This is a genomic window from Ensifer sp. ZNC0028, assembly GCF_000799055.1.
Lineage (GTDB): Bacteria > Pseudomonadota > Alphaproteobacteria > Rhizobiales > Rhizobiaceae > Ensifer.
The window spans coordinates 33,108-47,902 of the sequence record NZ_JTLA01000009.1 but is presented as its reverse complement, the minus strand read 5'-3'; the positions used below and the strand labels follow the sequence as shown (position 1 = coordinate 47,902).

Below are 14,795 nucleotides of genomic sequence, written 5' to 3'. Positions count from 1 at the left end.
CATCCGGAGCGTGACAAGATCAATATAACTGGTAAAATCCATTTTGCCAGTTAGGATTTTAGCATGACCTTCACCTGGACGGCCCATCGATTTGCCGGCGGCGCCCTGGCACTGGACGTCGCCAATTCCATCGTCCTGCGCTTCGACCCCGAGCGCCGGATCGACCGTTTCGCCGATGTCGCAGCGCTCGATTCCTTTGCGGATGCGGCCAACCGCTTTGGGGCGGAGAATCTGCGCTTCGGTACTCTTGCGCCTGTCGCCGAGGAGAACCGTGGCCGGCTCTTACTGCTGCGCGAAGCGACCGACCGGCATTTTCGCGCGGAGATTTCGGATGCAGGGCGGCCGGAACTGTTGGCGGATCTGCTGGAGGCGATCGCCGGCGTCCTGCGCGGCCCGAAGCATCAGGGCGGCCGGCTTTCGCTTGACACCGCGACGGCGCGATCGGCGCTCACGCTTGCCGCCAACCCGGAGCCCGACCGGCTGAAGATCTGCCCGAATTGCGGCTGGCTGTTTCTCGACCGCAGCCGCAACCGCAGCCGGACCTGGTGCGACATGGCCGTCTGCGGCAACCGCAACAAGGCCAAGCGCCACTATCACCGCAACAGGGAAGAGGCAGCCTCATGACAAGGACATTCGGGATCATGGCCACGCTTGCCATCGCACTCGCCGCCAGCGGATGCCAGCGCGAGAGCGGCCCCGATCCGCTGAAGCTGACGGGCAAGATGTTCGTCTTCAACTACCGCCTCGCCTATGCGACCTACATGGTCACGCTGACCAAGGCGGAGGCGGTGCCCGACGGCAGCGTCGTCGTTGCCCGCTTCGAAAACCCGGCTGGCGGCGACGCGCTGACGCTGGAGCGCAAGCTTTTTCCGAAGCTGGAAAAAGTGGTGCTGGAAAGCCCCGATATTACCTGCGTGAAGAAGGACCGCCCCTATACGGTGTCGATCGAGGTCAAAGGCCCAGAAGGTCAGTCGCTGCAGAAACTGGAAACGACCGTGGTCTCCGATGTCGACCAGGACATCATGCCGGCCAAGCCGCTGGTCGAGGGCCCGGCCTACGATAAGAACCCGGCGGTCTTCAGCGGCGGCAAGGCACCGGCGCACTTCGAGACCGCAAAATGCCCCGTCTGAGAGACCGGGCAACAAAAAACCGGAGCGTTTCCGCTCCGGTTCAAATCTCGAGTCAATTCAAGCCGCTACGGCTTGAACCGAAGATTTTGAATCAGCCGACGATCTCGGTGCCCGAGAACCAGTAAGCGATTTCTTCAGCAGCGGTTTCCGGAGCGTCCGAACCGTGAACCGAGTTTTCGCCGATGGAGAGAGCGTGAACCTTACGGATCGTGCCTTCGTCAGCGTTTGCCGGGTTGGTGGCGCCCATGACTTCGCGGTTCTTGGCGATTGCGTTTTCGCCTTCGAGAACCTGAACGATCGTCGGGCCGGAGGACATGAACTCGACCAGTTCGCCGAAGAACGGACGTTCCTTGTGAACGGCGTAGAAGCCTTCGGCTTCGCGACGGCTCATCCAGACGCGCTTGGAAGCGACGACGCGCAGGCCGGCATCTTCGAGCATCTTGGTGATGGCGCCGGTCAGGTTGCGCTTGGTCGCGTCCGGCTTGATCATCGAGAAGGTACGTTCAATAGCCATTGGCTCAAATCCCTTGTTTCTTGAGAAGTGGCGGTTCATTAGCCGCCAATTCCGCGCAAAACAAGGGGGTTCACCGATGATTCGGCTTGGGCCAGGCGGGTTTCACGCAGCCGTCACACTGCGCCCGAGCCCGTCATGGAGATCGAGGCAGCGTTCGAACCAGGCGGTGACGGCGTCACCCGGCTGAAGCAGGCGTTGCGGCGAAACGATGCGCGCCCACTGAAACGCCCCGAAGACGATGTAGTCGGCGAAAAGCGGCGTTGCACCACCCAGAAAGTCCTGAAACTTCAGCAGATGGCGCAAAGGCTCGAGCTTTTCCGAGAAGGTTGCGAGCGAGGGTCCGCCACTTTCGGCCACCGCTTCGAGCGATGTGCCGAAGCGCTTTTCCCGGCTCTCGCGGAAATAGGCCTGATCGACGGGATCCAGCCGGTCGTGAATATCCCTTATGATGATGCGGGTGATGGCCGGGTGCAGGGTCGTCTGCGACCAGCCCTCGACGAAGCGCGAGATCGCCTTCGCCCCCTCGCCGGCGAAGAGCGCCGGCCGGTCCGCATAGGTTCGTTCGAGATAGAGGGCGATCTCGAAGCTGTCCTTCACCAGCGTTTCACCGTCCCGCAGCAACGGAACCAGGTTCGTCGCACCGTCCTCGACCGCCCGGATTTCGGTGAACCCGATCGGCACGGTGTCGAAGTCGAGCCCCTTGTGGGCCAGCGACATCGCGATCTTCCACACATGCGGCGAGAAGGGACGCGCCCTGTCGGACCCACACAGCGAATAGAGCTTTCTTGTCATGCGAACCCTCCGGGACGATTGTCATCCCCTTGAACGACATATCCGCCGCGTCATCAAATCAGTAAATTTCATGAATGATATCAGCCACAGGAATGCGGTTCCGGGTTAGCGTCACCACCCGCAAACAGCAGCCACCAGAAAGGTAGCCGATGCTCGATCACTTTCGCATGTTCGCCGACTATAACCGCTGGGCGAACCGCCTCGTCTATGCCGCCGCTGCGGAACTGACCGATGCCGAACTGCGGGAAAACCGCGGCGCCTTTTTCGGCTCGCTGCTTTCCACCCTCAATCATATCCTCGTTGCCGACCGCATCTGGATGAAGCGCTTCACGGGCGAAGGTGATACCCCGCCTTCGCTCGATACGACCCTGCACGAGGACCTCGCCGCCCTCACCGCCGCGCGGGCGGTCGAGGACGAACGCATCATTGCCTGGATCGATAGCCTCAGCGAGGCGCGCCTTGGCGCTGTGCTCAGCTACAAGACGCTCACCAATCCGACGGCCGTCACGCAGAAGCTGGCGCCGACGCTCGGGCACTTCTTCAACCACCAGACCCACCATCGCGGTCAGGCGCACGCGACGCTCACCGCGCTCGGGCGCCCGTCGCTGATACTGGACCTCGCCCAGTTTCTAAGGACGCAAGGGTCACAGTGGGCGTAGCGGCGAGCGCAACGCCTCGATGCCGAACAGCCGCAGTGGCCGGATCTCACGCCCTCGCCACGCGGCGAGCGCCTTCAGGAGCTGGCGCTGGCCGAACCACGCGGCAAGCCCGAGCGCGACGCCGCCAACAATCGACAGCAGCGAAAAAGCAGCCGGCGGCAAGGCCGGCTGCAACGGCAAGATCAGCAATTCCGGCACGAAGCGGTGCAGGATGTAGATGTGGAAGCCCGCCGCCGACAGGGGCAAGATGAGCTGGGCCGACCAGCGCGGCAGACTGACGCGCGGAAGGTAAAGCAGCGCTGCCAGGACGCAGATCTGCAGGAGATACTTGATCTTCGTGCCGATCCAGACCCCTTCGTAGAGACCGAAGAACAGGAAGGCGGCGGTCCCAGTCAGCATCAGCAGCAGCCGTTGCCTGGCCGTTTCGGCAACGGCAGTGCACCAGCCGATAACGGCGAGATAGAAAATCCATGGCAGCGTGAAGATCTGGCGGTTGCCGATCGGCCAGACGAGCGGCAGCGCCAGCCGGGCGACAAGCGCGGCCAGCAGCAGGGCCATGCCGGCAGCGAATGGTCGTGCCGACACGAACCGCCGGAACTGCGGGATGGCAAAGAGCCCGACGAAGACGAGCATCATCTGGCAATAGGCTTCGATGAACCAGTAGAGATAGGGCACCATGCCGTGTGTCTCCGGCAGGGCCAGGCCGAAATTGCCGACGAGGAAGACCGAGGCCCAGGGCACCTCTCCCCAGGCAACCGCATAAACCGCAACGATCAGGTAATAGGGGATCAGCACCTGCGTGAGCGGCCGCAGGATCGCCCAGCCGTCGCCTGCAAGCAGCGGCCCCATCTGGAAGCGTGCGAGGCTGAAACCGGCGAGGACGACCATGGCCGCCGACCCGCCGGGGATCGGCCACAGGAGCTCGTGGTGCAGGACGACCAGAAAAATGGCAAGCGCGCGGACCAAGAGGTCCGTGCCGATCCGCCGCGTGGTGGTCTCACGCCGTTCCTGGAGCGATAGCGTGGCGATCGGCAAGGTCTCCCAGGCATCCGGAACTTGTCCGAGCGCCTTTTCCAGGCCGATCGACAGCTGAACGAAGCGCAGGGAATCACCACCGAGCGAGACAAAGCTGTCGGACCGCTTGACCCGCTTCGGATAGAAGACCTGGGCGAAGAGTCCTTCGATCCCGCCGTTTTCATCATCGCCGCTGGCCACCGCCTGGCGGGCCGCCATGTTCAGCGCGTTGTAGTCGATCTTGCCGCTGGCAAGCCGCGGCATCTCGGCAAGGGGCGTCGCCTTCAGGTGCGCCAAGGTCAGCCCGCTAGCCTGCGCCAGGTACCGTCTGATCTCTTCGCCATCGCGGCTACCGGCATAAAAGGCGTGAAGCCCGGCATCGTCGCCGACGACGGCAGCGGTGATGCCGCGCGCTTCGAGCCCCGCTTCCAGAACGTCGTGCGCGATCCTGAGCCCGGCGATCTTGGAGATGCGCTTCATCCGGCCAACGATCTGGAACAAGCCGTCGGCATGGCGCATTGCAAGATCGCCGGTGCGCAGTTCGCCAAGATCGGCACCGCGGCTAAGATCGTTCCGAGACGTGGCATAGCCCATCATGACGTTCGGGCCACGATAGACCAGCTCGCCGGCCACGCCGTCGCTTTCGATCGGCACGCCGCTCTCGTTTTCGATCAGAAGGCGTCCACCGGGAATGGCGACGCCGATCCTGTCCTCGTTGCCGGCAAGCTCAGCCGGCGGCACATAGGCGATGCGGGCGGTGGCTTCGGTCTGGCCGTACATGGCGAAGAAAGCCGCCCCCTGGGTGCCGAGGTGCTCGTTGTAGAGACGGATGACACCAGGGCTCAAACGGCCACCGGCAACGGTCATGAAACGCAGGTGTGGGAACCGCCGATCGCGGAAGCCCACCCTTTCCAGCAGCTCGTAGGAATAGGGTACGCCCGAAAGGTTCGTGCTGCCGCTTTCCGCCAGGCCATCGAGAAAACCGGCATCGAGGATGGAGCCGCCGGGAATATGGAGGCTGGCGCCAACGGCGAGGTGAGAATTCAGCACCGACAGGCCGTAGGAATAATGGAGGGGCAGGATCAGGCAACCGCGATCTTCCGCCGTCAGGCCCAGATAGTCCGCGATCGCCACCGCGTTGGCCGAAACGTTTTCCCGCGAGAGGCGCACGGCCTTGCCGCAACCGGTACTGCCCGAGGTCGAGAGCATGACGGCGAGTTCGTCATGGGGCGCCCTGTCGCCTTGTCGCAGATGCTCCGTGCGCCAGCGGCCATCGATGCGACGGAAGCCGAAGTCTGGCTCGAAGGCATCGACCCAGGATCCGGCTGCACCTTTCTTCGGGACCTGCATGGCGACGGCATGCCCGGCGGCGAGCGCTGCCAGATAGGCGACAATCGCGTGTTCGCAAAGCTCGGCCTCGATCGTCACCAGCCCGCGCGGGCCGCGAAAGGCAAGCGCCTGGCGGGTCACCCGCTCGAGGAGTTCGCGATAGGTGACGATCCGTTGCGCGGAAAACACCAGCGCCGGCCGATCGCCCCATTTTGCCAGATCCGCAATGAACGAGAGGGACATGCTTGACCGTCGCTGTTTGCCCGGGCTCGATGCCCGATTTAGCAGCGCCGAATATAATTGGTGACTAAAGGCGTCAAGTATAAAGATGGCGACGGTTGACGACCATCCATTGCCCTGCGACATGCGGTTGCGAACCACCGCGGGCGGATGGAATTTAGCAACCATACCGGGCGGGAATCGCCCGCGGCCCGAAATCTTCAGACTCCCTTAAATGCGGCCTTCTCATAGTGGCGGCTTATCGAGCGAGAGATCGAGATGGCAGCGGGGGCCAAGACAGAATGAACAGGCAAGTTCCAGCGGATGCCAGCCGAACGCAGGCGAGGCAGGCGGCGATCATTCTGAAGGTGGCGCATGCGATGTCGGCGCACGGGATCGCGGCCCTGCCCCGCAACTACGAGCTTTTCTACGAGGCACTGTCCGGCCGCCTGCCGCAGCTTTCCCGGGAACTCGCCGCGCTCGGAAACAATCCGCAGCAGGATGCGCTGGATGCCGTGGGCCTGAGGCATCACCTCGTCTCCCATGCAGCACTTGCCGCAGACCGGGCGAGAGCCGCCGGCCAGCAAGCGCTAGCCGAGATCGCCGAAAAGCTCAGGCTCTCCCTGTTGCAGAAGCAGAGCTTCAAGGATGAACTCGATCATTTCGCCGGGCGCCTGGCCACTGACCCCGTTGCTGGCATGTCCGAATTCGCCGACGACGCCGCGCGACTGCGGGAAGCGGCCGGTCGTCTGACCAATGAAGAAGGCGCTCTCCAGCAGGCGCTGGAAACCAGCATGACACATCTCGCCGAACTCGAAGGCGAGCTTGCCGAAAGCCGGCGATCCCTGACCCGCGACCCGGCCACGGGCCTGCCAAACCGCGTGGCGCTGACGACCAAGCTCGACTCGATCCTCGAAACGGAGCGGACGGACCAGCCGGTCGCCCTGCTTCTCGTTTCGGTGGAGGGGCTGCGTGAGGTGGCGGAGCACCACGGCGGCACGGCTGCCGCGAAGGCGCTTGCCAAGCTCTCGGCGCTGTTTCGCAAGTCGATCAAGAAGGACGATTTCGTCGCTCGCGTTGGCCAGCAGGAGTTTGCCTTCCTGTGCCGCGATGTCAGCGCCGAAAATGCCGAGGCCATTGCCCGGCGGCTGCGGCAGTCCGTGCAGGAGCTGACAGTCACCCTCCCCGGACGGGCGCACACCGCCGAGACGCTTTCGCTTGCGGCCGGTATTACCCTTGCGCAACCGGCATCGACCAGCGCCGATCTGCTGTCCCAGGCGGAACAGGCCCTTACCGGCGCCCGCGATGGCGCCGGCATCCTCTGCTATTCGGCGGCCCTCGGCCGCGGCAGGCCCTACGGCCAGAGCGCCGCCTGACGATCTTGCCTCAGGCGGCGACCGGCTGACGGCTGTCGTCGATCTCCGACGCCTTCTCGCGCAGACAGCCGAGCAGGCGAAAGAGTTCCGTGCGTTCGCAATCGTCGAGCGCCGAGAACAGTTCATCGATCGTGCGATGTCGCGGCTGCAGTGCCGCCTCCAGCGCCAGCCGGCCGCGATCGGTGATCGAGATGATCTTCGCGCGGCGGTCTTCCGGATCCGGTTCGCGCAGGACCATCCCGTCCCGCTCTAGGCCGTCGATCGCTTCGGTGACGGTTCTGGCCGCAAAGCCGAGCGCAGCGGCGATATCCGCGCAGCGACAGGGGCCAAGCGTGTTCAGATAAAACAGGAACTTGCTGCGCGCGAGCGAAACGCCTTCCTCCGACATGGACGCATTCACCAGGCGATGAACGCGGTGGTAGAGCTCGAAGAGCCGCTCGGCGACTTCGACTTTTTCTGTCATGGCAATGTACCTCACTTGGCAACGCCAAAACGAAACAACCCGGCCCCGCGTGGCGGGACCGGGTTGTTCGGTCAACCGTTTGGCGTGACTTACTGCTTGTTTTCGTCGGCTTGGCCGAAAGCCTTGGCGCCGCCATTGGCGATCGCGCCGGTTGCCGTCGTGTCGACGGTCTTGTCTTCAATGCCGGCATAATAATCGCCGCGGCTTGCGGTCGCGGACACACCGGCGCCGGCCGAAGCCTCGGCGCGACCGGTAAAGAGCGGCGTGGAGCTCACACCCTCATAGTAGCTGCCGCCGGCAACGGCCGCAGACGCGCCACCGAGCATGGCGGCCGCAATGAGAACTGCGGCAAAGGACTTCTTCATCGATCTGTTCCTTGGTGGAGATGTAAGGTTGGGGCTCAGCCCCTCTAGGCGCTTGGGATCGCCTCATAGGATCATCACGGTGATCCATCAAATCCCTTGAAATGGGGTGCGGGCGAAAGCCCGCGCCCCCTCATTCATCGCGGTTAGCGCGAAATGCCCTGGTAGTATTCGCCTTCGCCGCCGATCACGCTCTTCGGCGCGACGCTGAAGTTTGCGACCGAGCCGGTGTTGGTGCGATCGACATAGCCGGCTTCGGAGCTGCCGATGGTGAAGGACGACTTGCCGGTAACGGCAGGCGTGCGCTCGGTGTAGAGCGGCGTCGGGCTGACACCTTCATAGTAGCTGCCGCCGGCGAAGGCAGCGGAAGCGCCACCGAGGATAGCGGTTGCAACGAGAGCGGCGGAAAGAGCGGTCTGGATAGCGGTTTTCATGGTCTTCACTCCTGGGAGGCTCGTTCGGCTGAACGAGGTTTCATCAAAATGTCCTTGGCCGGATCGGTCGTCCCTCGGAACGCGGGGCCTCTGCCACTGGCGTTCGGTCGATCGAGGCGGTCAGAAGAGCGTTCCCCGCCCTTCCGTTATTGAAATGGTCCCTCACGATGAGGATGTGTAGTATCGATAGTCGGAACGCCTTGTTCAAAAATCGATAACAATGGCCTCTTGAATTCCCGGACCGCCACAGCGGTGGCAGCTGCACACCGACGCCTCTTGCCTTCAAGGCCAAGTCCGGGCAAAAGGCCGCAATGATCCAGATTTCCGGCCTTTCCGCCCGCATCGCGGGACGTCTCCTCATCGAAAACGCATCCGTGACGCTTCCGGCGGGCACGAAGGCGGGGCTCGTGGGCCGAAACGGCGCCGGCAAGTCCACGCTGTTTCGCATCATAACCGGCGAATTCGCGTCGGAAGCGGGCACGATCGCGCTACCCAAGAACGCGCGCATCGGCCAGGTCGCGCAGGAAGCGCCCGGCACAGAAGAACCGCTGATCGAGATCGTGCTCAAGGCGGACAAGGAGCGCACTGCGCTGGTCGCCGAAGCCGAGACCGCGACCGATCCGCACCGGATTGCCGAGATCCAAACCCGGCTTGCCGACATCGGCGCCCACTCGGCCGAAGCGCGTGCTGCGAGCATTCTCGCCGGCCTCGGCTTCGACCACGAAGCGCAGCTGCGTCCCGCCTCGTCGTTTTCCGGTGGCTGGCGGATGCGGGTGGCGCTTGCGGGCGTGCTCTTTTCCGAGCCGGATTTGCTGCTGCTCGATGAGCCGACCAACTATCTCGACCTCGAAGGCACGCTGTGGCTGGAGGATTACATCCGCCGCTATCCGCACACGGTCATCATCATCAGCCACGACCGCGACCTCTTGAACACCGCGGTCAACGCCATCGTGCATCTCGACCAGAAGAAGCTCACCTTCTATCGCGGCCCCTACGACCAGTTCGAGCGGCAGAAGGCGGAAGCCGACGAACTGCAGATGAAGGCGAAAGCCAAGAACGACGCGGCTCGTAAGCACCTGCAGAGCTTCATTGACCGCTTCAAGGCCAAGGCCACCAAGGCGCGCCAGGCGCAAAGCCGCGTCAAGGCGCTGGAGCGCATGGGCACGATTGCGGCCGTGATCGAAGACCATGTCCAGGGCTTCTCCTTCCCTGACCCCGAGAAGGAAGCCGCCTCGCCGATCATCGCCGTCACCGGCGGCACCGTCGGCTACGAGCCGGGCAAGCCGATCCTCAAGCGCTTGAACCTCCGGATCGATACGGACGACCGCATCGCGCTGCTCGGTTCCAACGGCAACGGCAAATCCACCTTCGCCAAGTTCATCTCGGGTCGCCTTGCGCCAGAGGCGGGCGAATTGAAGATTGCGCCGAACCTCAAGGTCGGCTTCTTCGCCCAGCACCAGCTCGACGACCTGATCCCCACCCAGAGCGCCGTCGAACATGTGCGGCGACGCATGCCCGAAGCACCCGAAGCAAAGGTGCGCTCGCGCGTGGCGCAGATGGGGCTCGCGACGGAAAAAATGGAAACGCCCGCCAAGGATCTCTCCGGCGGTGAAAAGGCGCGGCTGCTGATGGGGCTTGCAGCCTTCGACGCGCCGAACCTCCTGATCCTCGACGAGCCGACCAACCACCTCGACATCGACAGCCGCAACGCGCTGATCACCGCGCTCAACGACTATTCCGGTGCCGTGATCCTGATCTCGCACGACCGGCACCTGATCGAGGCGACGGCCGACCGGCTGTGGCTGGTGCGCGACGGTACCGTGACGAGCTATGACGGCGACCTTGAGGATTACCGCAGCCTGATCGTCGGCGGCCCCAAGGCGAAGGACGAGAAGCCGAGGCCGACGGGCGTCGATGACAGTCTTTCGAAGGCGGACCAGCGCAAGGTCAATGCCGACAAGCGTGCCTCGCTGGCACCGCTCCGCAAGAAGATCAATGAAATCGAATCCTTGACCGGAAAGCTGGAGAAACTGATTCAGGCACTTGATGTGGAACTTGCCGATCCGGCGCTCTACGAAAAGTCGCCGGCCAAGGCTGCGCAGAAGGCCAAGGAACGCTCCGATGCGGCAACAAAACTCGCCCACGCCGAAGAACAATGGCTCGAGCTTTCCGCAGAATATGAAGACGCGATGGCCGGCTGATAAGCCGGCCCGGCGGTCGCCTCGCCTCCGTCACCCCAGCTCGAAGCTGGTGATTCCGTAGATCCGCGCCAGCGGTAAACCGGGATCCGGTCCACGATACATGCGCGCGGTTTCAAACACGGGCTTCAGATTGTAGCGATCGCAAAGTGCCTTGGCCGAGGCGTTCGGTTCGGGGATGTCGAGGTAGACTTCACTGCCGTTGACGCCGGCGGCAAGCTTTCGAAAGACAAGGTCGGCACCGGTCTCGGTATCAGAAAACAGCGGCCCGATCTTGAAGCCGTTACGGCAGGCCCGGATCGTCCCGTAGGCCGCAACCGCGCCGTCGCGCAGCAGCAAGACGCTGCGCCGCCCGTCGCTCGACTTCAGCCACTCGCGCAGAAAAACTTCGCGACGCGCCGGGACGAAACGTCGATCATAGTCGACGAGGAGCGGCATATGCACCGGCGCGACCTCAAGGAGATCTGCGCCCGGCGGCTCGACCACGTCGATGATGCCGCCGTAGCGGATATTCGCGTGGGCGTAGGCGAAGCCCGACCGGCTATAGCCCTCCTGCTGCGCGACCACACCGTCCAGGCCGACGATGCGCCGATCGGCAGCCGAGATCGCCTGTTGCCACAGCTGCCGGCCGATGCCCCTGCCACGGTGATCCGGCCGGGTGATGTAGAAGCCGAGAAAGCCGTAATTTTCGTTGTATCGCACCAGCGAGATCGCTGCGACCGGCCCCTCCTCTCCATCCGCTACCCAATACCCCTCCGGGTCGGCCGCCCAAAAAGGCACTGCGTCGCCGAGACCGGGGTTCCACCCCTCCTCCGCGGCCCACTCGATCATGACGTCGAGGTCGGCTCGGCTTGCCCGACGGATCTGCTGCTGCATCGTTCACTCCCCTTTCAAGCGGTGAGACCGCCCCATCGTCCTTCTGGCTGACGGGAGGGCACCGCACGTCCGCCGGTAAAGTTAGTGCGGCGGCGTTGAGAGGGAATGACAATCTGTCGATTTCGTCGACATAGATGTCCTCGTCTGGCCGGTGGGCGGCCGCTTGCTCCCGGTGCGCAATCTGCTACAAGAACCGACAATAAGTCATACAAATCGAGCGGAACACCATGGCCCCCATCAAAATAGCGCTTGTCGGCATCGGCAAGATCGTTCGCGACCAGCACCTGCCAGCGATCGCCAAGAACGGCGACTACCAGCTGATTGCCGCCGCGAGCCGGCATGGGACGGTCGATGGCATCGACAATTTCAAGTCTATCGAGGCAATGCTCCAAGCTGTGCCTGCGATCGAAGCCGTGTCGCTCTGCATGCCGCCGCAGTATCGCTACGAGGCGGCGCGCGTCGCACTCGACGCCGGCAAGCACGTGTTCCTGGAAAAGCCGCCGGGCGCCACCCTCAGCGAAGTGGCGGACCTCGAGGCGCTGGCCGCATCGAGGGGGCTGTCGCTGTTTGCAAGCTGGCACTCCCGCTACGCGCCGGCGGTGGAAGCGGCAAAGTCCTTCCTGGCAAGCACGACGATCAAGGATGTCCAGGTCATCTGGAAGGAAGACGTGCGCCACTGGCATCCAAACCAGGAATGGATCTGGGCGGCCGGCGGCCTCGGGATCTTCGATCCGGGCATCAACGCGTTGTCGATCGTCACCCACATCCTGCCGCGGCCGCTGTTCGTAACCTCGGCTGTGCTCGAATTCCCCGAGAATCGCGATGCGCCGATCGCCGCCAGCATCACGTTCACCGACGGCCAGAAGCTGCCGGTCGCAGCGGAATTCGACTGGCGCCAGACCGGCAAGCAGAGCTGGGACATTGTGGCCCGCACGGCGGGTGGCGAGATGGTGCTGTCCGAGGGCGGCGCCAAGCTCTCCATCGACGGCAAGCTCGTGCACGAGGAGCCGGAGCAGGAATATCCGATGCTCTATCGGCGCTTCGCCGAAATCGTCAAAGCCGGGAAGTCCGACGTCGACCTGGCGCCGCTTCGCCACGTCGCCGATGCCTTCATGCTCGGCAAACGCAAGTTCGTCGAGGCTTTCCACGACTGATCTTCCGGACAGGCCGGAAACAAAAAGCCCGCGGTCTCGGCCGCGGGCTTTTTTGTCGCAACGCTTGTAAACTCAGGCCTTCTTTTCCCAGCGGCCATCGCGGTTCTGCTGCCAATAGGTCAAGGTGTGCCCCTCGCCCTTCAGCCGCTTCCAATGACCGCGCGCGCCTTCCAGCTGCTCCTGGTCGTAGCCGTCAAACATGAAGACGATGCGCTCATAGGCCGAAACGTCAGGCGGGCTCGCGCCATCGATGACGAAACGCACCGTCGCCGCATTGGCGTTACCGTCGTCAGCGACGAGCAATACCGGCTGGTCCGCCGCAAAATCGCTGGCGTCGGTGCCATGCGGCAGGAAGCTCTCGTCGCGATAGACCCAGAGATGCGTGTCGAGCGCGTCGCGCCGCTCGGCATCGATCGTCTGCACGACCACCCGCCAGCCACGCTCGACACTCTTGTCGAGCAATGGCGGCAGTGCGTCTTCCAGCTTCGATTCCGTCAGGTGATAGAACAGGATCTCGGTCATGCCGACTTCTTCCCGCCTTGTGTCACGTCCGGCATTGGCGATCAGGCCTCGTAGCTCGCCCGCACCAGTTCATCGAGCAGCCGCACGCCGAAGCCCGAGCCCCAGGACTGGTTGACCTCGTCGGTCGGCGCGCCCATGGCGGTACCGGCGATGTCGAGATGCGCCCAGGGCGTGTCCTTGACGAAACGCTTGAGGAATTGCGCCGCGGTCACCGCGCCGCCGTGGCGGCCGCCGGTGTTCTTCATGTCGGCGAACTTGCTGTCGATCATCTTGTCGTATTCCCGGCCGAGGGGCATCCGCCACAGGGGCTCGTGCGTCGCGATGCCGGCGGCAAGAAGCTGCCCCGCCAGGCGGTCATCGTTGGAGAACAGGCCGGCATGATGCGTCGCGAGCGCCACCATGATGGCGCCGGTCAGCGTTGCAAGGTCGATGATCGCCTGCGGCTTGAAGCGATCGTTGCAGTACCAGAGCGCATCGCAAAGCACGAGACGGCCCTCGGCGTCGGTATTGATCACCTCGATCGTCTGGCCGGACATGGAGGTCACGATATCGCCGGGGCGCTGGGCGCTGCCGTCGGGCATGTTTTCCACAAGGCCGATGATGCCGATGGCGTTGACCTTGGCTTCACGGGCGGCGAGCACGTGCATGAGGCCGGTGACGGCTGCGGCGCCACCCATGTCGCCCTTCATCTCCTCCATGCCGGCTGCCGGCTTGATCGAGATGCCGCCGCTATCGAAGACGACGCCCTTGCCGACGAAGGCGAGCGGCCGGTCCTTCGACTTGCCGCCCTTCCACTGCATGATGACAAGCCGCGGCGGGCGGCTCGACCCTTGTGCGACGCCGAGCAGCGCGCCCATGCCGAGCTTCTTCATTTCCTTTTCGGTGAGGATCTCCACCTCGACGCCGAGCTTTTCCAGCTCCTTCGCCTTGGCGGCAAACTCGACCGGGCCGAGCACGTTTGCCGGTTCGTTCACCAGATCGCGGGCGATAAACACGCCTTCGGCAACGGCCTGCGCCGCCGTGAACGCCTTTTTCGCCGCTATGACCGTGCCGGTGACGATCGTCACCTTGGTCGGCTTGCCGGACGATTTCGCGTCGTCGTCGGCCTTCTTGGTCTTGTAGCTGTCGAAGGCGTAGGCATTCATTTCCATGCCGAGCGCGAAGTCGGCGGCCGCCTTGCCGGTCACGTTGACGTCGTCCGCATCGATAAAGACCGTCACCCTGTCGACCGAGCCGAGCTTCGCTGCAACGCTACCGCCGGCCTTCAGCCAGTCATGGTCCGTCAGCGCATCCGCATCTCCAAGACCGAGCACGACGATTCGATCGGCGGGCGAGCCATGCGGCGCGACGATGTCGAGGGTGGAGAACGCCTTGCCGGTAAACTTCTTGATCTTCGCCGCCTTCGCCACCACGTTCTCCGGGTCGGCGACATCGGCGCCGGCAGCCGCCGACGCGCCCGCGGTCTTCAGCAGAACGGCGACGCCGCCGCTCGGCTTGTGGGACTTGGCAAAGGTGAACTCAAACTTCATCGACATTGAAAACTCCGGGTATTTCCTGTCTGGACGCAACCCTTTGGATCGAATGGATCTTTCCGAGGGATCGAGCGCCAGCCCAAGGGGATCGAGGCCGCACAACGCATCCGGGCGACACGGCAGGGCTCATGGCAAGCCGGCCTGTTACCGGGCGGTTACAGTGGCAAATATTCGCATCGTTCGCCACCGTCAAAGCTGTGGCCGGCACCCTTCTCGCTTTT

General features: G+C 63.6%; 15 protein-coding genes. 6 read left to right on the top strand and 9 right to left on the bottom strand.

Features of this window, described 5'->3' with window-relative positions; genetic code table 11:
- The first annotated feature begins 63 nt into the window (after positions 1-63).
- Complete coding sequence (locus L981_RS02455) at positions 64-624, top strand: CGNR zinc finger domain-containing protein (RefSeq protein WP_043611401.1); 561 nt, start codon at positions 64-66, stop codon at positions 622-624.
- The gene (locus tag L981_RS02450) at positions 621-1,130 is read left to right on the top strand and encodes a hypothetical protein (protein WP_043611400.1); all 510 of its coding nucleotides are present in this window, start codon (positions 621-623) and stop codon (positions 1,128-1,130) included. Before L981_RS02455 ends, L981_RS02450 begins: the two co-directional genes overlap by 4 nt.
- Before the next feature lie 91 nt (positions 1,131-1,221).
- Here L981_RS02450 and ndk read toward each other — a convergent pair whose 3' ends face one another.
- Complete coding sequence (ndk, locus tag L981_RS02445) at positions 1,222-1,644, bottom strand: nucleoside-diphosphate kinase (RefSeq protein WP_034803877.1); 423 nt, start codon at positions 1,642-1,644, stop codon at positions 1,222-1,224.
- A gap of 102 nt (positions 1,645-1,746) precedes the next feature.
- Positions 1,747-2,436 carry a glutathione S-transferase family protein gene (locus L981_RS02440; protein WP_043611399.1) on the bottom strand — a complete coding sequence of 230 codons (690 nt, stop codon included), beginning with the start codon at positions 2,434-2,436 and terminating at the stop codon, positions 1,747-1,749.
- Between the two features lie 149 nt (positions 2,437-2,585).
- Here L981_RS02440 and L981_RS02435 point away from each other — a divergent pair, with 149 nt between their 5' ends.
- Positions 2,586-3,095 (top strand): DinB family protein, encoded by a 510-nt coding sequence (locus L981_RS02435; RefSeq protein ID WP_043611397.1) that lies wholly within the window; start codon positions 2,586-2,588, stop codon positions 3,093-3,095.
- On the opposite strand, the gene L981_RS02430 is transcribed toward L981_RS02435, so the two are convergent.
- A complete protein-coding gene (locus tag L981_RS02430; RefSeq protein WP_052201541.1) occupies positions 3,081-5,681 on the bottom strand; it encodes an AMP-binding protein in 2,601 nt (866 codons plus the stop codon). The two genes, L981_RS02435 and L981_RS02430, sit on opposite strands and share 15 nt — an antisense overlap.
- 278 nt (positions 5,682-5,959) lie before the next feature.
- Between L981_RS02430 and L981_RS02425 the strand changes: the two genes are divergently transcribed.
- Positions 5,960-7,033, top strand: a complete 1,074-nt coding sequence (locus L981_RS02425) for a GGDEF domain-containing protein (RefSeq protein WP_043611395.1) — start codon at positions 5,960-5,962, stop codon at positions 7,031-7,033.
- Between the two features lie 10 nt (positions 7,034-7,043).
- On the opposite strand, the gene L981_RS02420 is transcribed toward L981_RS02425, so the two are convergent.
- From L981_RS02420 to L981_RS02410, 3 genes are all read right to left on the bottom strand, one after another.
- The gene (locus L981_RS02420; protein ID WP_043611392.1) at positions 7,044-7,496 is read right to left on the bottom strand and encodes a MarR family winged helix-turn-helix transcriptional regulator; all 453 of its coding nucleotides are present in this window, start codon (positions 7,494-7,496) and stop codon (positions 7,044-7,046) included.
- Between the two features lie 89 nt (positions 7,497-7,585).
- Entirely contained in the window at positions 7,586-7,861 is a 276-nt protein-coding gene (locus tag L981_RS02415; RefSeq protein WP_043611390.1) for a hypothetical protein, read from the bottom strand.
- Between the two features lie 143 nt (positions 7,862-8,004).
- A complete protein-coding gene (locus tag L981_RS02410; RefSeq protein WP_034803904.1) occupies positions 8,005-8,292 on the bottom strand; it encodes a hypothetical protein in 288 nt (95 codons plus the stop codon).
- Between the two features lie 311 nt (positions 8,293-8,603).
- Between L981_RS02410 and L981_RS02405 the strand changes: the two genes are divergently transcribed.
- Positions 8,604-10,493 carry an ABC-F family ATP-binding cassette domain-containing protein gene (locus L981_RS02405; protein WP_043611388.1) on the top strand — a complete coding sequence of 630 codons (1,890 nt, stop codon included), beginning with the start codon at positions 8,604-8,606 and terminating at the stop codon, positions 10,491-10,493.
- 30 nt (positions 10,494-10,523) lie between these two features.
- On the opposite strand, the gene L981_RS02400 is transcribed toward L981_RS02405, so the two are convergent.
- Entirely contained in the window at positions 10,524-11,366 is an 843-nt protein-coding gene (locus L981_RS02400) for a GNAT family N-acetyltransferase (RefSeq protein WP_043611386.1), read from the bottom strand.
- A gap of 227 nt (positions 11,367-11,593) precedes the next feature.
- Here L981_RS02400 and L981_RS02395 point away from each other — a divergent pair, with 227 nt between their 5' ends.
- The gene (locus L981_RS02395) at positions 11,594-12,520 is read left to right on the top strand and encodes a Gfo/Idh/MocA family protein (RefSeq protein ID WP_043611385.1); all 927 of its coding nucleotides are present in this window, start codon (positions 11,594-11,596) and stop codon (positions 12,518-12,520) included.
- Between the two features lie 72 nt (positions 12,521-12,592).
- On the opposite strand, the gene L981_RS02390 is transcribed toward L981_RS02395, so the two are convergent.
- Together L981_RS02390 and L981_RS02385 are read right to left on the bottom strand one after the other, a co-directional pair.
- Complete coding sequence (locus L981_RS02390) at positions 12,593-13,042, bottom strand: DNA polymerase III subunit chi (RefSeq protein WP_043611384.1); 450 nt, start codon at positions 13,040-13,042, stop codon at positions 12,593-12,595.
- A gap of 41 nt (positions 13,043-13,083) precedes the next feature.
- On the bottom strand, positions 13,084-14,577 hold the full coding sequence (locus L981_RS02385) for a leucyl aminopeptidase (RefSeq protein ID WP_043611382.1): 1,494 nt from the start codon (positions 14,575-14,577) through the stop codon (positions 13,084-13,086).
- Positions 14,578-14,795 lie beyond the last annotated feature (218 nt).